Origin of the sequence: Nocardia amamiensis NBRC 102102, from assembly GCF_001612745.1 — a bacterium.
Classification (GTDB): domain Bacteria; phylum Actinomycetota; class Actinomycetes; order Mycobacteriales; family Mycobacteriaceae; genus Nocardia; species Nocardia amamiensis.
The window spans coordinates 1-15092 of sequence record NZ_BDBA01000248.1 but is presented as its reverse complement, the minus strand read 5'-3'; the positions used below and the strand labels follow the sequence as shown (position 1 = coordinate 15092).

Below are 15092 nucleotides of genomic sequence, written 5' to 3'. Positions count from 1 at the left end.
ACTAGGACTCGCGTCCCGTAGGCGATCCCGCGTTCGTGCGTGTCGTACGTGCCAGCGTGACGTAGGCGCCCCACTCATCTCCTTGAATGCCCTCGCTGGACATCGCCTCGCACCCTGGAGGTTGCGTCGGCCACCATAGACTCCGACGCAGGGCACGACACCGGTTTCAGCGGTCGTTTCCGGCGGATGAGAACTTGCATCGACTGGAGATTGGGATTCAGGCAATCCAGCTTTCGCCCTATCACGCGGGTCCCTCCGGCACCCCGTCCCTGACCGCTGGACCCGGTCGCCGGATTCTCTGGCATGCTCTTGTCCCGTTAGCCTTTCGGCATCAGGTCAGCCATTAGACCCAAGAACCTCCCTCCAAGTTCCTCCCGGCTGAGCCGGGGATACGACACGCCGCTTTCGCGGCGCACATCGTCCGCTCGATCACCCAACGGTGGCGGCCGAGTCGCTGAGAGGATTCGATACCTCTGCGGGCGATGCGGACGCCGATCCCGCGGTCACCGACCCATCGGCGCAGATCTGCGGTGTCGTAGGCCTTGTCCGCGTGCAACTTGCCGGGCTTGCGTCGCCGCGGACCGCGCCGCGACCGGACCGCCGGGATCGCCCGCATCAGCGGGCGCAACGCTTCGGCGTCATTGGTGTTGGCGGCCGAAATACCCACCGACGAGGGATTCCCGCGCGGTCGGACAGCACGTGGATCTTCGAACCGGGCTTGCCGCGATCGACTGGGCTCGGGCCGGTCAAAGGTACCCCTAATGAGATGTAGCGGGCCAGTCCGATCGGGCAGACTCGCTGCCGGTAGCGGCTGGCGGGTGAGCACTGTTTGGGCCCCCAGGACCTCGAGTCCTGAAAAAAGATCGTGTCCCCGCCGGTCGACCGGGAGGATGGATCGCTGATGGGATGTCGTGCCCGCCGCAGCGGCGTGAGCACTTTTTCATTAGGGCGCCGAGAGTTCTCCCGAACGCTGCCGATGTCATGACATCGTTTGAGGACAGGAGAATTCGAGTTGCTGTTCGTCGGTGACGACTGGGCAGAAGACCACCACGACGTCGAGTTGATGAACCCGGCCGGGAAGCGGATGGCCCGAGCCCGGCTGCCCGAAGGGGTCGACGGGATCGCACGATTTCACGCGCTGATAGCCGAGCACTCCGGCACCGACACCCATGCCGCTGATGTCGTGGTCGGGATCGAGACCGACCGTGGACCGTGGGTCGCGGCGCTGATCGCCGCCGGATACTCGGTGTTCGCGGTCAATCCCCTGCAGGCGGCCCGCTATCGGCAGCGGCACGCGGTCTCCGGCGCCAAGAGTGACCCGGCTGATGCGCACGTGCTGGCTGATGTGGTGCGCACCGACTCCCACCAGCTGCGGCCGGTCGCTGCCGACAGCGCGGAGGTCGAGGCATTGAAAGTGGTTGCGCGTGCGCACAAGACGCTGATCTGGGAACGCACCCGCCATGTTCAACGGTTGCGGCACGCACTGCGTGAGTATTTCCCAGCCGCGCTGGAAGCCTTCGATGATCTCACCGCGCCCGACGCCCTGGAACTGCTCGGTAAGGCACCGGATCCGGTGTCGGCGGCGCGGTTGTCGCTCAACCAGATCCGCGCAGCGCTCACCCGCGCCCGCCGCCGCGACGTCGAGGCCAAAGCCGCCCGCATTCAGGCAGTGTTGCGCAGCGAGCACCTACGACGCGACGCGGTGATCGACACCGCCTACGCGGCCACCACACGAGCGTCGGTCAGTGTGCTCATCACCCTGCGCGAACAGATCACCGCACTGCAAGGGCAGGCCGAGGCGCATTTTGGCCGGCACCCGGACGCTGAGATCGTCCTGTCCCAACCCGGGATGGGCGTGATTCTCGGCGCCGGGGTGCTTGCCGAGTTCGGAGACGCCCATGATCGTTATGCCTCGGCGAAGGCTCGCAAGAACTACGCCGGCACCAGCCCGATCACCCGAGCCTCGGGCAAGAAGAAGATCGTCGCAGTACGGTTCGTGCACAACGACCGGCTCATCGACGCCCTCCTCCGCCAGGCGTTCAGCGCCCTGACCGTCTCGCCGGGTGCGCGTGCCTACTACGACAAACACCGCGCCCGCGGCCTCGAACACCAGGCCGCGCTGCGCCAGCTGGCCAACCGCCTTGTCGGCATCCTCCACGGCTGTCTCAAGACGCGAACGGTCTACGACGAAGCCGCCGCGTGGTCCCCACACACCGAGAAAGCGACCGCCGCTTGACACCCAAGCCCCTGGGATGTCTTTTTCGCCCGAACACTCGCCGCATCGATCACCGCCCGCGACCAATCGATCAAGCCCGCACCGCCCAGCTCATCCAGGACAGCGTTGTGCAGACGCCGCCACAGCCCAGCTTCGGTCCACACGCTGAACCGGCGATGCGCCGTCGGCACGCTCACCCCGAACGATCCCGGCAGCATCCGTCACGCGCAACCGCTGGTCAGCACGAACACCACCGCGGTGAACACCGCCCGCTCATCAACCGGCGCGGTGCCACCACCCTGCGGACGCGCAGTGAACTCCGGAAGCAACGGCTCGACCAGGGCCACAACTCGTCCGGGACGAGACGTTTCGACAACTCATCGACCACGAGTCGAACATCATGCAGCACAGCCGATTCCGGCACAACGCGAACGAATCACAACCACGTAAGACACCGTCTTAGCATCTCTCGTGGTATTGCCGCAGTCGGAGAGTTCTGATCTCGCTCCTGCCAAGATCAATAGCAAATCTGCGACCCGATATCGGTATGGGGGCTTTCAGAGCTTGTTCTGCCAGATTGCATACCGTTGCATCTTTGAGGTCGATCCCGAACTGTAGTTGCGCAGTTACGTTGTCACTGGTCGGGTTGAAGATGCGAACTATGATGCCCTCGCCGTTCTCGGCTACCTTCACCGCGGACAATACGACGTCCGCTGGTGAGATCGATAGTCCCAGTAGTGTTGAACCGATTGCGGCGCTGCCAGTGGGCATCGCCTCGACCGCGGAACCGCACAGTGGCACCGAGAACTCCTCGGCAGTCCGGTACAGTTGCCCGACCGGGTCGTCTGATAGATAAGGCTTAACCGCCCACCGGAAGAACTGCCAACCTGGACACTGTGCTGCGGGAGTAGGCAGTTGAGATCCGAATTCGTCTTGCCGCGGTGGGTGGTCGGTGCGCTCCAGCCATCCGACTGACCGCATCAGGGTCACTTCGAGCGTGCCGTCGTCTGTGCAGGAGTATTCGTGCAGCCCTTCGGTCAGAACCTGCAGACCCGCCGTGTCGTCATGCATTGCAACGAACCGTCGCATAGCGACCCCTCCCGTCGCAGACTCAAGCGATCCCGCCGTCGTGTTGAGCTCGCTATCGTTGTTGTGAATGAGGCCGAATGCTGATTCCGCCACGAACTGAGCGTGCCCGGTGCCGGTGGGAAACCGCACCCGGAGTCGATGATCCACGGCAGCGTTGTCCACCATCACTGTGACGTCGAGTCGATCGGAGTAAGTAGCCAACTGGAGCAGTATGACGAGCGAGATCGTGACCGTTTCTGATGAACGCCTGCGTCGATCCGCACTCAGTGCGATCGGCAGCTTCATTGCCCCGAACATGACGAGCGTCTCCGGGATGGCACCCGTTTCTACTGACCACCTACTCGAGGTCGATGAGATGGGGATATCATCAGGTAGCGGGCCGAAGCCGTACTCGTCACCGGCGTCGCCGTCGTCGATCAGCTCGAACAATCCGGAAAAGGTGCGTCCGGTGGCCCGATGAGTGATCGAGATCGTCCCGTCTTCGGTGACCGAGACGTCGAGATGGGTGTTGCGAAGTCCCCGCGTGGTCCGCTCGACTTGAGGGTTGTCTCGGGTGGTGCCACCATGCGGCACCACTGTCGTTGGAACCAGACAGTACACCGCGTGGCGGAGAGGGGGGACATCGGTGGCTACAAACGTTATTCGATCCGACCGCAGTTCGTCTCGGCTGTGGAGCACATCTGGTTCTGCTATTTGATCATCAGAGACACTGAAGGGGACCTTTCGCTGGTTCTCGTCGAGCAGTGTGTAGCTCCGCAGGTCGATGCCCGATCCTTGCGTCCAGCGCAACGGGCGGTCCCCGCGTGGGGTGTGAAGGTCGGATATATTGCGGATTTCCACGCTGTCGCTGCGTGTATGTGCGCTGGGATTGACGACCACGATCGGAATTTGTGTGGGGGCAACCGCAGGAACGACGGCGTGACCAATACGGTGGATGGCGTCGGATGTCACGGCATCAGCGGTGCGTAGCACGGCACGGTATCGCTGAATCATGTCTCGGTGTAATTCGTCGACCGAGCTGCCACAGATCGAATCGTGAGCGCGGTTTTTCAGCAGTTCCCGCCAGGCGAACCGCAGGGAATCGCGTGAACTACGCCCATCGAGGCAGGCCGCCAGCACGTCCAGACGTTCGGCCACGTCACATAACGTCGATTCGGCCCGGTTGTTGATGGCCTTCAGCGGAGTTCTGGTCGACACGATTCCATTGAACGCACCGTGGCGGCGACCGTGCCGTGACCCTTCCTCAACCACATTCCGCGGCAGCCGCGTCACGGACAGCGCGTAACATTCCTCAAGTCCGCCGAGTTGAAGTGCGTCTTCCGACACGCTGTCGAGCGCTGCCGCGGCCTTCCGTGCCTCTGCCTGTACGCGAAGGTGATCGCACCCGTGTAGCTGCAGCAATACACTGGTTCGGGAACGCAACGCCAGACATTCCAACAACTCGGCCAGCGAGTCGTATCGAACGACGGCGCCATCCTGCAGTGACATGGCCTTCGCATTCGACGGCAACGCCGCTGCGTTGGAATAGCTTTCGCTCAGCCACGCCCCTGCCACGCGTGACCCTTCGGGTGCCTGCCACGTGAACTCACTGCCCGTCTTCTCGACGTCGAAGCCGAATCCGAACGTGTCTATGTCGAAGCCGCGAAGGATCTGTGGAAGTTGGTGTACGTGCGCGAACGTATTCGGCAGATATCCTTCTCGCATCACGTGCCCGAGGCGATGCGCAACTTCGCAGCCCAGTAGCAGATTGCGGACGATCGCCTCACCGCACACCTGGAACTCGTCCAGCTGCACATAGAATGGGCCGATACGCAGACGGCCCTGTGCCACAAGCGTCATCACCCGGTTCCGACGGTCGCGGTCGACCTCCAGGTAATCCTCGAAAATCACGGACTGCCCGTCAAGGACGATGATCGGCAGATCTCGATCATACTCCAAGGCCTCGATCAACTCGTCGAAGAACTGCAGCAGATGAAACCGCATCGTATCGAACGACGTGCACCACCCGCGATCCCAGTGCGTTTGGGGCAGAACCACTGCAACCATGCCTGGTGTCACGTTGAATCCTCCTACCTGCAAGTCAACGTTGACGCAGACAACCCTACTTTGGCCCTTTTTGTCAAGGTTCTGCAGTCGAACTGCCGAACTGTTCCCCGATGGAACCGGCCCCCGTGCAGGCCGTGATGCGGCGTTGCTCGACGAACGAGACAGCTCCATCGGACGAATCGACGCGACCTGGGCCGCAACAGCGGGGATCTGGTCCGTTCTGAGGTTGTCGAGCATGGGGACTCGGCAACTTGCGAATCGTATCCCGCACAATCTATCGCGGACCAACCCAAGTCTTCGGTTCCCGGTGGGTGCGTTGCTCCTAACTCGCTTGTTGCGCAGAAATTTTCGACAAATTCGTGTCCACGCAGAATATATTGCGGCACAACATCATCAACACGTGAGAGCCTGCAGGAAGCGAACTCCAACTGTTGTGTCGTGTAGGCCGCTGGTCGCCAGGCTCGGTCGAGTGGTCTTGGTCACGGTCGAGAGGTTTCCTCGCGCCGCTAGTGAACGCGGTACAGGCTGGGCCTTGCTGCGCTTATCCGTGTGACCTGGCGGTCCATGGGCCTGCGCTTGCGCAGCCCTTCCTTGATCAGTTGATCTCCGATGCGATGGTGAGCCTTGACATGCCGCATAGTCGAAGAGCAGGGTCTGCGTCAACGTTGTCGTACGCCACTTGTCGGCGAGGAGGCTCTATGATGATATCGGGCGGCGTTTATGCGAGTCGGCGGCAGGGGGGTGTGCCTCCCCAGCATCGCCGAGCCGCGCTGTCTGCTCTAACGGGTCAGGCTATCGAGTACTACGACTTCTTTCTCTTCGGAACTGCGGCCGCCGTTGCGCTCGGTCGGGTGTTCTTTCCTTCGGACGATCCCGTCGCCGGGACTCTAGCGGCATTCGCGACCTTTGCGGCGGGCTTTCTGGTGCGTCCGATAGGTGCCATAGTGTTCGGTCACCTCGGCGACCGGATCGGACGTAAGAGCATTCTTGTTGTGACGCTTATGCTCATGGGCAGTGCAACGACCGCGATTGGCGTCTTGCCTACCTATGCGATGGTCGGTGTGTGGGCGCCGATCGGTCTGGTTTTACTGCGATGTCTGCAGGGATTCGCCATCGGTGGTGAGTGGGGTGGCGCCTCGCTCGTCGCCTTGGAACATGCGCCCAAAGGACGTGCCGCGTTCTACTCGTCGATAGCGCAGTTGGGTTCGCCGCTCGGACTGATGGCATCCACACTTATGATTTTGCTGTTCGGCACGATGCCGGACGAGGCGTTCCTGGCTTGGGGCTGGCGCGTTCCGTTCTTGTTTTCGGCCGTGCTGCTGGCTGTGGGCTTGGCGATACGGCTGCGTCTTTCGGAGACGCCAGCGTTCATCGAGGTGAAGCAGGCCAATCGGCGGTCTCGCTTGCCGATCGCGGATCTGCTGCGCACCGCATGGCGCCCGTTGCTGATCGGAACCATGATCACGCTACTTAGCAGTGGTGGCTGGATTTTGATCAACACGTTCACGATCAGCTACGCGGTGAGCCACCTCGGCCTCGATCGAGGTATTGGCTTGACCGGCCAGTTCATCACAGCGATCATCAAGGCCGCATTGATCCTCTTCGTTGGCTACTGGGCGATGCGGCGGCAGCCCAGACTGATCGCTGGTACCGGGGCAGCGCTGATCGCAGCTTGGGCCTTCCCGCTCTATCTATTCGTGGACACGGGCGTTGGAGCCGTGATCTGGATCGGGCAGGGCGTTGCCACAGTCTTCGAGACTCTGATGTCCGCAGTGCTGCCTGCATTGCTCGCCGCCCAATTCCCAGCCCACCTGCGGTACACGGGTATTTCACTGTGTTATCAGGGTGGCAATGCGATCGGCGGACTTATTCCGGTCGTTGCCACCTACCTGGTTGCTGAGACGAATTCCTCATGGCCGCTGGCCACCTTGTTGGCGGGCCTGGGTGTGATCAGCGCGCTGGCCTGTCTGTCCGCTCGGGGGAACACCCTCGACCTGCAACCAACACCCGCGACTGCCGCTCATGGCAGGTCGGGTTGGCTCGGGCGGATCGCTCCGGCACGTCCACCAGCAACCCACGTCGGCAACGACGAACCTACGATCCTGGTAAACAGTGAGGCGCGGAAAGATTAGCCGGCTCACGGAGTCATGGTGAGTGTGCCTGCACCGATCAGGGTGGCGAGGACTCCGAGTTGCGAGTGCACCACCTGCAAGCCTGACTGAAATCTGAGTCGGGCATGCCGAGCCATCGACTGGCGTAGCGGGTCCCACAGCGGCGGACCTGCCTGGGCGAAACCCCCGCCGACCACGACCAAGTCGACGTCGAGGGTCGCCACAGCTGATGAGATCGCCTGTCCGAGTGCAGTTCCCGCGCGCCGCAGCGCGGCAATCGCGATCGGGTCGCGGGTCCGGGCCGCCTCGGCGAGTTCGACACCGGTTTCGCCGACCCACCCCTGATCGCGTGCCCACCGCACCGCGGAGCATCCGCTCGCAACCGCCTCGACACAACCGTACCCACCACACGCGCACGGGTCATCGAAGCCCGGCACCAGGATATGGCCGACATGTCCCGCATTGCCCGTGCGGCCCCAGACGACCGACCCTCCCATTAGCAACCCGCCACCAATGCCGGAGGAGACCGTCATTGCCAGCGCGTCAGGTATGCCACGGGCAGCTCCGAAGCGTTGCTCAGCCAACGCGAGGCATACGCCGTCCATGGCGAATCGTACTGTGGCGCGAGGAAACAGCTCCTGCGTCGCCGCGACGATACAAAAGCCGGTCTGCCACTCTGGGATGTTGAACGGTGCTGTTACCCCGATGGTCGTGTCAATCGGCCCAGCGGAAGCGATGCCGAGGCGCTGGACCTCGTCCTCAGCCGCCACATCAAGCAAAAGTTGTCGGCAAACTTCCCACACCGAACTCGCTGGAACGGCGACCACTCGGATGTCGTGCACACCGCCATCAGGAGCCACACGGCCGACCGCGAGCTTCGTCGCGCCTATGTCGAGAGCCAGCACTGTCATCCCTACCAAACCTCGATTCGTCATGCTGTTGAAGCGGACATTCAATGGATTCGCGTGACATCACACGAGCTCCGATTGGTACGCCGCCGACGTCACGATTGCCGCGGAATGCCTATGCGCGGATGATCGTTCTGCGAACCGGGGCGGCGCCGATTAGGAGGCAGGTCACGCATTGACAGAGCGTACGGAAGGGTGTTTGCTACGTCAACGATGACGTAGCGCTGAGATCAGGGAGGTTGACGTGGGTAAAGATCAGGTTGCGGTGGTTGTGCCGCATACTCACTGGGATCGCGAGTGGTACGCGCCGTTCGAGACGATGCGGTTCCATCTCATCCGGTTCCTCGACGAATTGATCGAGACCATGGAAAACGATCCCGACCTGCCAGTGTTTCTGCTCGACGGGCAGTCGGTGATAGTCGAGGACTATCTGCAGATTCGCCGCAGCCAGCGAGACCGGGTCATGGCGCTGGTTACTCGAGGGCGTCTACGGCTGGGTCCGTTCTATGTGCAACCGGATGAGTTCCATGTGTCAGGTGAGGCGATCGTGCGGAATCTGCTGGTGGGTTGCGAAGTCGCTCGGGGGTACGGGCGAGTGATGCGGGAGGGGTATCTGCCCGACACGTTCGGACACGTGCATCAACTTCCACAGATCCTGCGGGGCTTCGACATCGAGACATTCTATGCCATGCGGGGATTCGGGCTCGATATCGAAGAGACGGGCAGCGAGTTCTTTTGGCGTGCTCCCGACGGCTCGCAGGTGATGGTGACGTGGCTGAGTGAGAGCTACTCCAATGCGGCAGTGTTGTCACCGGATCCGAAGACGATGTCGTTGCGCCACGGCACGCTGGTTCGATACGACTCGTTGACGGAGCTTCTGGATCGTCTGGCGCAGCACTCGCAGACTGGGGTACTGCTGCTGCTGAACGGTGGCGATCACCTCCGAGTCCAAGCCGACGTGCCGACTATGGTAGCGGCCCTGAACGCTGAGTCGGAGATCAAGTTGCAGCTAGGCGGCCTCGAAGAATATCACGACCTATCACTCGCGCTCCCGCCGGAAATGGTGATCGAAGGGGAGCTGCGGCGTGGTCGGCACCACGACGTGTTCGACGGAATCGGGTCGACCAGGACCCCGCTGAAGGTTATGAACGCGCAAGTCGAGTCGTTGCTGTGCGGTGTAGCCGAGCGCCTGGATGCGCTGGCCATCGGAGTAGACGGGCGCAGCTCACGCGATTCGCTGAGATTCGCATGGGGGGAACTGCTGAAGAACCATGCTCACGACTCGATTTGCGGATGCTCGGTCGACAAAGTTCACCAGGACATGATCCACCGCTACCAGAACGTGGAACGGATCGCTGCAGAAGTGACGCGAGACGCACTCGAACGTATCGCTCACGCGGTCGCGCCCCCCGGAGATCCCGAGCAGGTTCCTATCGTCGTGGTCAACCCCAGCGCGCATCCTCGCACCGACGTCGTGGAAGTCGCTGTGGTACCCGATCTAGACGCCCCACTCGGTGAGCGACGCTTCGGTTGGACGCAGGGAGCGAGCGTGGACTGGTCGGCCTATACTCTGCTCGACGCTGATCAACGCAGCGTGCCGTTCACTGTTTCCCCGGCTGAGCAGATCGCGGTGGCAGACATCCTGAACCGCAGGAAAGAACTGCAACGTGACCACATCGCCTTTGTTGCAACGGATGTCGCTCCGCTGAGCAACGCGACCTATCGTCTGGTGCCGACAAGGGATACACCGCATGCCTCGGCTGGACGACCTGATCCGGCAGTCGAGCGCACCGCGCGGGGGCTCCGCAACGCCCATCTAGAAGTCTTGGTCGCTGACTCCGGAACGGTGTCGATCACGCAACGGGACACGGGCCGCACATTCTCCGGGCTACTGGAGCTGGTCGAGGACGGCGACGCAGGTGACGAGTACGGGTTCGGACCGGTACCCGACGATGAACTCCTTTCCTCGGCGGCAACTACATGGAATGTGAACCCGGGTAGCAGCCCTGACACGCTCACCGTGTTCGGCACCATGGATGTGCCCAGGCAACTGCAACCGGATCGGCAGACGCGATCGGCCGCGACGGTGAAGATATCGATCCTCATGGAATTGAGGCTGAATGCGCATTCCGACCGGCTCGATGTGACGGTGTTCGTGCATAACACCGCCGAGGATCACCGGCTTCGGATGCGGTTTCCTACCGGCACCAGAAACGTCCGCTCATGTGCCGAATCTGCTTTCGGCGTCGTGTATCGCGACGGTACTTGGTCGCAGGCGACAGCGGGATGGATGGAGGCTCCGACAGGTGTGTTTGCGATGCGGCGGTTCGTGGCCACCCATGACAACGCAGCGGGGATGCAAGTGCTCACGGAGGGGCTGCACGAGTACTCCTGCACAGAGGACGGCACGCTGGAAGTGACCCTGCTGCGATCAGTGGGATGGCTGGCACGTCTTGATCATCCGCTGCGACAACACAAGATCGGACCCGCGTTGCCGACCCCCAAAGCGCAATGCCCTGGTTGGCAAGCGTTTCGGTTGGCGGTCCGGCCGTACCGATCCGGCGACCCCGCAGGGCTGCTATATCAGGCTGCGGAGGAGTTTTCTGTGCCGCTGGTTGGTTGCGCAATCCAAGGAGCACGACCCAGGGTTGGCTGCACCACAGTTGGCGCGGCCACCAGCTTGCTGGGGCTGTCGATCTCGCCAGCGGATGTCGTCTTGTCAGCGGTCAAGGTCGCCGAAGACAGTAATGGAATCATTATCCGAGTCTTCAACTCGAGCAACGATCACGTGGCTGCGCAGCTGCAGTTCGGGATCGAGCTGAAGGATGCGACCATCTGCAATTTGGAAGAGCGAGCGCTGCAGGCGCCCACACCGATAGTAGGTCGCGCACTCTCCATGGTTCTTCGAGGCGGCGAGATCTGCACGCTACGGCTGCGTCGACCGGACACGCGATGACTGGTGTTCCCCGCGGTCGAGCTTCAGCGGAAATCAGCCGTGCATGACGATGAGGAGATGCAGATCGGAGAGCTTGTCGCGCGACTCGCGAAGCGTCATCCCGAGCACTCCGCCACGACCGTGGCATTGATTGTCCGACAGGCCCACAGACGCTTCACCAACACGGCGACAGGTGAGATCGTTCCTCTCCTTGTCGAACGTAGCGCCGGTCAAGAACTCTCCGGAACCTCGATAGGACATGAGCCTGCGGTGAGCGACCATCGGGACATGGAGCAGGCCCAAGTGCTTTTCAACCTGCTCGTCGTGGAGGCGGACGAGATCGCCTTTCTCATCGAAGCCATGCAGCGCGGGGTGGGATCGGGGCCTGCAATTTCGACGACGGCGGAATCACGACGGCTTCAGGACGAACTCCATGAGGTTCACCGCTGTCTGGCCCAGATTCGTCGCAGATTCCCTCAGGTCTCCAACCCATGTCCACCGTCTCGCCCGGAAGCCGGGCCGCGGGCCCGACCACGGAAGGAACCGAGTCCTCAGTCGACAAATGGTTGTGCCAAATAGCTTGCTGCATTCAACGCCAGTGTGAAGGACTGCGATCTGCTGGGCTTCGCGCCGTTGCAGAAAGCGATTGCCGCGGGATATGGGGTGTAGCACCAGCCGGCACGACCTCAGCGGCGTCCCTGGCGGACACAACCGCCGATTCCGGATCGTGATCGGTCATCGTACCATGCAGGGGTTATGCGAGACTGCGAGCAGGACTCTCGGCCCTGCTGAATCGCAACCACAGGTCGAAACCACCCCGGAACCAAAGGGCCGGTATCGCCCGCTGGTGATATACTCCGCGACGGCGTCGGCGCCCGGGATATGACATCGCCGCTGATTTTGACCCCGAACATCTTGCTGCAGGTGCGCGTGGATTTCGCGCACAGACATGCCCCGCGTATGCAGCGACCGGATCTGGCCGTTGAACCCGGCCGACCGGGTGAGCATAAATCGGGACGATCTTCGGCTTGAACTGCCGTTGCGGTCGCGCGGCGCACTCAATCGCTCCGACATCGGTCAATACCGTCTTGGACGTAGAGCCGTTGCGGTTTTTGCCCGGCCCCATGGCTTGCCTGCAGTCGGCGGCGCCTGCCGATGACGGCAAAATGCCGACCGGTCTCGTCGGATGTGTTCGAGACCGGAGCTTCGGGATCAGGTTTCGGCGGGAGACCTGAAGCCGCTATCTGCGCCGGGGGTGAATGCTGCGGGGTGTTAGGTAGGCATTTCCCCCATAACGATCGTGGTGGAGAGGTGCGAAGATCGGTTGCGGCAACTGGGGCTGTGAGCCGCACTGTATGAGGTCTTCGTGAATGCGAAGGGCACGCTTCCTGCGACTGGCTGAGTGGGCTTTGAGCTTGGGCTGATGGTTGTCGGAACGCGCGCTTTGCGAGGTGGAGTGAATGTATAGCCCAAGTCCGAGATTGAGTGCGGAGTGATCGATAATGAAAGGTGTCGTTCGTCGATTTGGGAGAACGTTCGCCCAGGTACTCGCCGAGGTCGTCGAGGAGGACCCGGAGGCGCCCGCGCTGCTGGCCGGGGAAGACGAGGTGGCCTACCATGTACTGGATCGGCGTTCCTCGCAGCTGGCCAGGGTGCTTATCGATAGCGGCGCGGGACCGGGCGATGTCGTCGCGGTGGCGCTGCCGCGGTCGGTGGACGCGGTGGTCGCGGCGTGGGCGGTGGCGAAGGTCGGTTCGGCGTGCCTGTTCGCGGGTGACCTCACGGCCGAGGAGTTGACCGCTGCGGGTTCCGGGTTTGGGATCTCGTCGGAACCGCTGGCCGACAGTGACATTCTCTGGGTTTCGCTTGAGGATGCGCAGGTGAAGCGGGATCTTGCTGCGGCGGCGTCACGTCCGGTTTTCTTCGGCGATCGAGTGCGCCCGCTGAGGGAGGAGCACCCAGCGTTCGTCGTCGCCACGGCGGGCGAGATGATTTCGCTCTCCCAGTCCGAGGCTCTTGCCGAGGCCGAGTGGGTGCGTGAGGAGTACGAGATCGACTACGAGTCGACCACATTCACCACCGCATTGTCCGGTCTCGCGCTCCTGCTGGAGTTTCTTGCCTCGACCACTGCTGGCGCACTCTCGGTTCTCCCGAGTGGCGATCTCGCAAAAGACCTGGCGGAAGGCGAGGTCACCCATTGGTTCGTCGCCCCGGGTGACTGGACAAAGCCTCGTCCCGAGGTGCAGATCGTGATCTCGGAGTGGCGACCCTATATGTCCGGTGCATACGGGCATATCAACGGATAAAGCCAATCGAGGCGAGAGGTGAAGTATGGGAGGCGTAGGAACCAGCATTGATTGTGTGGCGGTCGTCGCCGGGCGCCCCGATGTGACCCGCTCCAATAGCCGAGCAGGCGACCGACCTCTGGCTTAGAAAGGCGCCTATTGTCGACATCGACGTCGCAGCACGCTCAGTGTCGTGCCCGTTCGTGGCCTACCACAACGGGCGAACATGTTTCGTCCTGACGCTTTTGCGTGACGGCTCAGCTCACAACCCCTACTTTTCGCCGACCGGACCGAATGCTCCCGTGCGTCTCCTAGCATCGGGGGTCCTCCCCGGTTGTCGTTCGCTAGTGTCCGACCGCCCGCTCGAATCGTGGTTAACGCATTTGACGCACCGCTTCTGCCTCCATAGTCACAGCGGTTAATGATCAATTCAGAGAGTGAATTTCGCGCCGTATGACCATGTCACGTCGTTCCGCCCGTCGCCCCCGACCCTCACGAGCACGAAATCTCCTTTTTCCCCAATTGCTGACCGCCGGGGTAGACACGGCGTTCGATTCGGCCGCGCTCCGGTACAACCCGACTGGCGATCCGGCTGACCAGCGTGAGCTGACCTATCGGGAGCTGGACGAGGCGTCGTCGCGGCTGGCCCGTTACCTGATCGGGTACGGGGTGGGTCCGGGGGACTTCGTCGCGGTGGCGATCACCCGTTCGGTCGAGTCGGTGCTCGCGGTCTGGGCGGTGGCGAAGACCGGCGCCGCGTATGTGCCGGTGGACCCGGGCTATCCGGCGGATCGCATAGTGCACATGGTCTCGGATTCCGGTGTCACCCTGGGGGTGACCGTCGCGGCGCATCGGGTGGGTTTGCCAAGTTCAGGTATCGAGTGGATCGAACTCGATGCTCGGGCGCATCAGGCGAGGATCGCCGCGCAGCCGGGGCATGCGGTGTCGTACATGGATCGGCCACGGCCGCTGACCGAGCAGCATTTGGCGTATGTGATCTATACCTCGGGGTCGACGGGCAAGCCGAAGGGTGTCGCGGTCACGCATGCGGGTCTGGGGAGTTTGGTCGAGCACGAGGTCTCTGTGCGCGGGGTGACCCGGGAGTCTCGAGTCACGCATTTGTGTACGCCGAGTTTCGATTTCTCGGTGATCGAGATGTTGTTGGCGTTTTCGGCGGGTGCGACGTTGGTGGTGGCTCCACCGACAGTGTTCGCCGGGGTGGAGCTAGCTGATCTGCTGCGGCGGGAGCACGTGACACATCTCTGCATCACGCCGAGCGCGTTGGAGTCGCTGGACCCCGCCGGGCTCGAAGACCTTCAGGTGATTCTGTGTGGTGGTGAGCGGGTGGGTCCGGAACTGGTCGGGCGGTGGGCGAGCGGCACGCGGTCGTTCTACAACGCGTACGGGCCCACCGAGGCCACCATTTTCGCCACCGGCACCAAGGCACTACGCCCGGACGAACCGACGCACATCGGCACGCCGGTTCCATCCCTCGGCGTCCAC

Annotated in this window: 8 protein-coding genes and 2 pseudogenes; 6 read left to right on the top strand and 4 right to left on the bottom strand. The window is 62.4% G+C overall.

Annotated elements, in window-relative coordinates; translation table 11 throughout:
- Positions 1-336 precede the first annotated feature (336 nt).
- Positions 337-759 (bottom strand): annotated as a pseudogene (locus NA4_RS40955) (transposase); the annotation flags it as partial.
- Between the two features lie 253 nt (positions 760-1012).
- Here NA4_RS40955 and NA4_RS33420 point away from each other — a divergent pair.
- Positions 1013-2236 (top strand): IS110 family RNA-guided transposase, encoded by a 1224-nt coding sequence (locus NA4_RS33420; RefSeq protein WP_067479304.1) that lies wholly within the window; start codon positions 1013-1015, stop codon positions 2234-2236.
- 20 nt (positions 2237-2256) lie between these two features.
- Here the strand turns inward: NA4_RS33420 and NA4_RS43865 are convergent.
- Positions 2257-2603, bottom strand: a pseudogene (locus tag NA4_RS43865) (transposase); the annotation flags it as partial.
- Positions 2604-2674: 71 nt separating this feature from the next.
- On the bottom strand, positions 2675-5587 hold the full coding sequence (locus tag NA4_RS33410) for a glycoside hydrolase family 38 N-terminal domain-containing protein (RefSeq protein WP_084497694.1): 2913 nt from the start codon (positions 5585-5587) through the stop codon (positions 2675-2677).
- 461 nt (positions 5588-6048) lie between these two features.
- Between NA4_RS33410 and NA4_RS33405 the strand changes: the two genes are divergently transcribed.
- Positions 6049-7482, top strand: coding sequence for an MFS transporter (locus NA4_RS33405; protein WP_169811165.1), 1434 nt, complete (start codon positions 6049-6051; stop codon positions 7480-7482).
- Between the two features lie 5 nt (positions 7483-7487).
- Here the strand turns inward: NA4_RS33405 and NA4_RS33400 are convergent, their stop codons facing one another.
- The gene (locus NA4_RS33400) at positions 7488-8372 is read right to left on the bottom strand and encodes an ROK family protein (protein ID WP_067479298.1); all 885 of its coding nucleotides are present in this window, start codon (positions 8370-8372) and stop codon (positions 7488-7490) included.
- 241 nt (positions 8373-8613) lie between these two features.
- On the opposite strand from NA4_RS33400, the gene NA4_RS33395 reads away from it, so the two are divergent.
- The 4 genes from NA4_RS33395 to NA4_RS33380 all read left to right on the top strand — a co-directional run.
- Positions 8614-11325 carry an alpha-mannosidase gene (locus NA4_RS33395; RefSeq protein WP_067479296.1) on the top strand — a complete coding sequence of 904 codons (2712 nt, stop codon included), beginning with the start codon at positions 8614-8616 and terminating at the stop codon, positions 11323-11325.
- 57 nt (positions 11326-11382) lie between these two features.
- Positions 11383-11883 carry a three-helix bundle dimerization domain-containing protein gene (locus NA4_RS43860; RefSeq protein ID WP_373862861.1) on the top strand — a complete coding sequence of 167 codons (501 nt, stop codon included), beginning with the start codon at positions 11383-11385 and terminating at the stop codon, positions 11881-11883.
- A 923-nt stretch (positions 11884-12806) separates the two neighbouring features.
- On the top strand, positions 12807-13610 hold the full coding sequence (locus tag NA4_RS33385) for an AMP-binding protein (RefSeq protein WP_067479292.1): 804 nt from the start codon (positions 12807-12809) through the stop codon (positions 13608-13610).
- A gap of 501 nt (positions 13611-14111) precedes the next feature.
- Positions 14112-15092 (top strand): AMP-binding protein (locus tag NA4_RS33380; protein WP_307188615.1); only part of this gene is annotated, 981 nt, incomplete at its 3' end.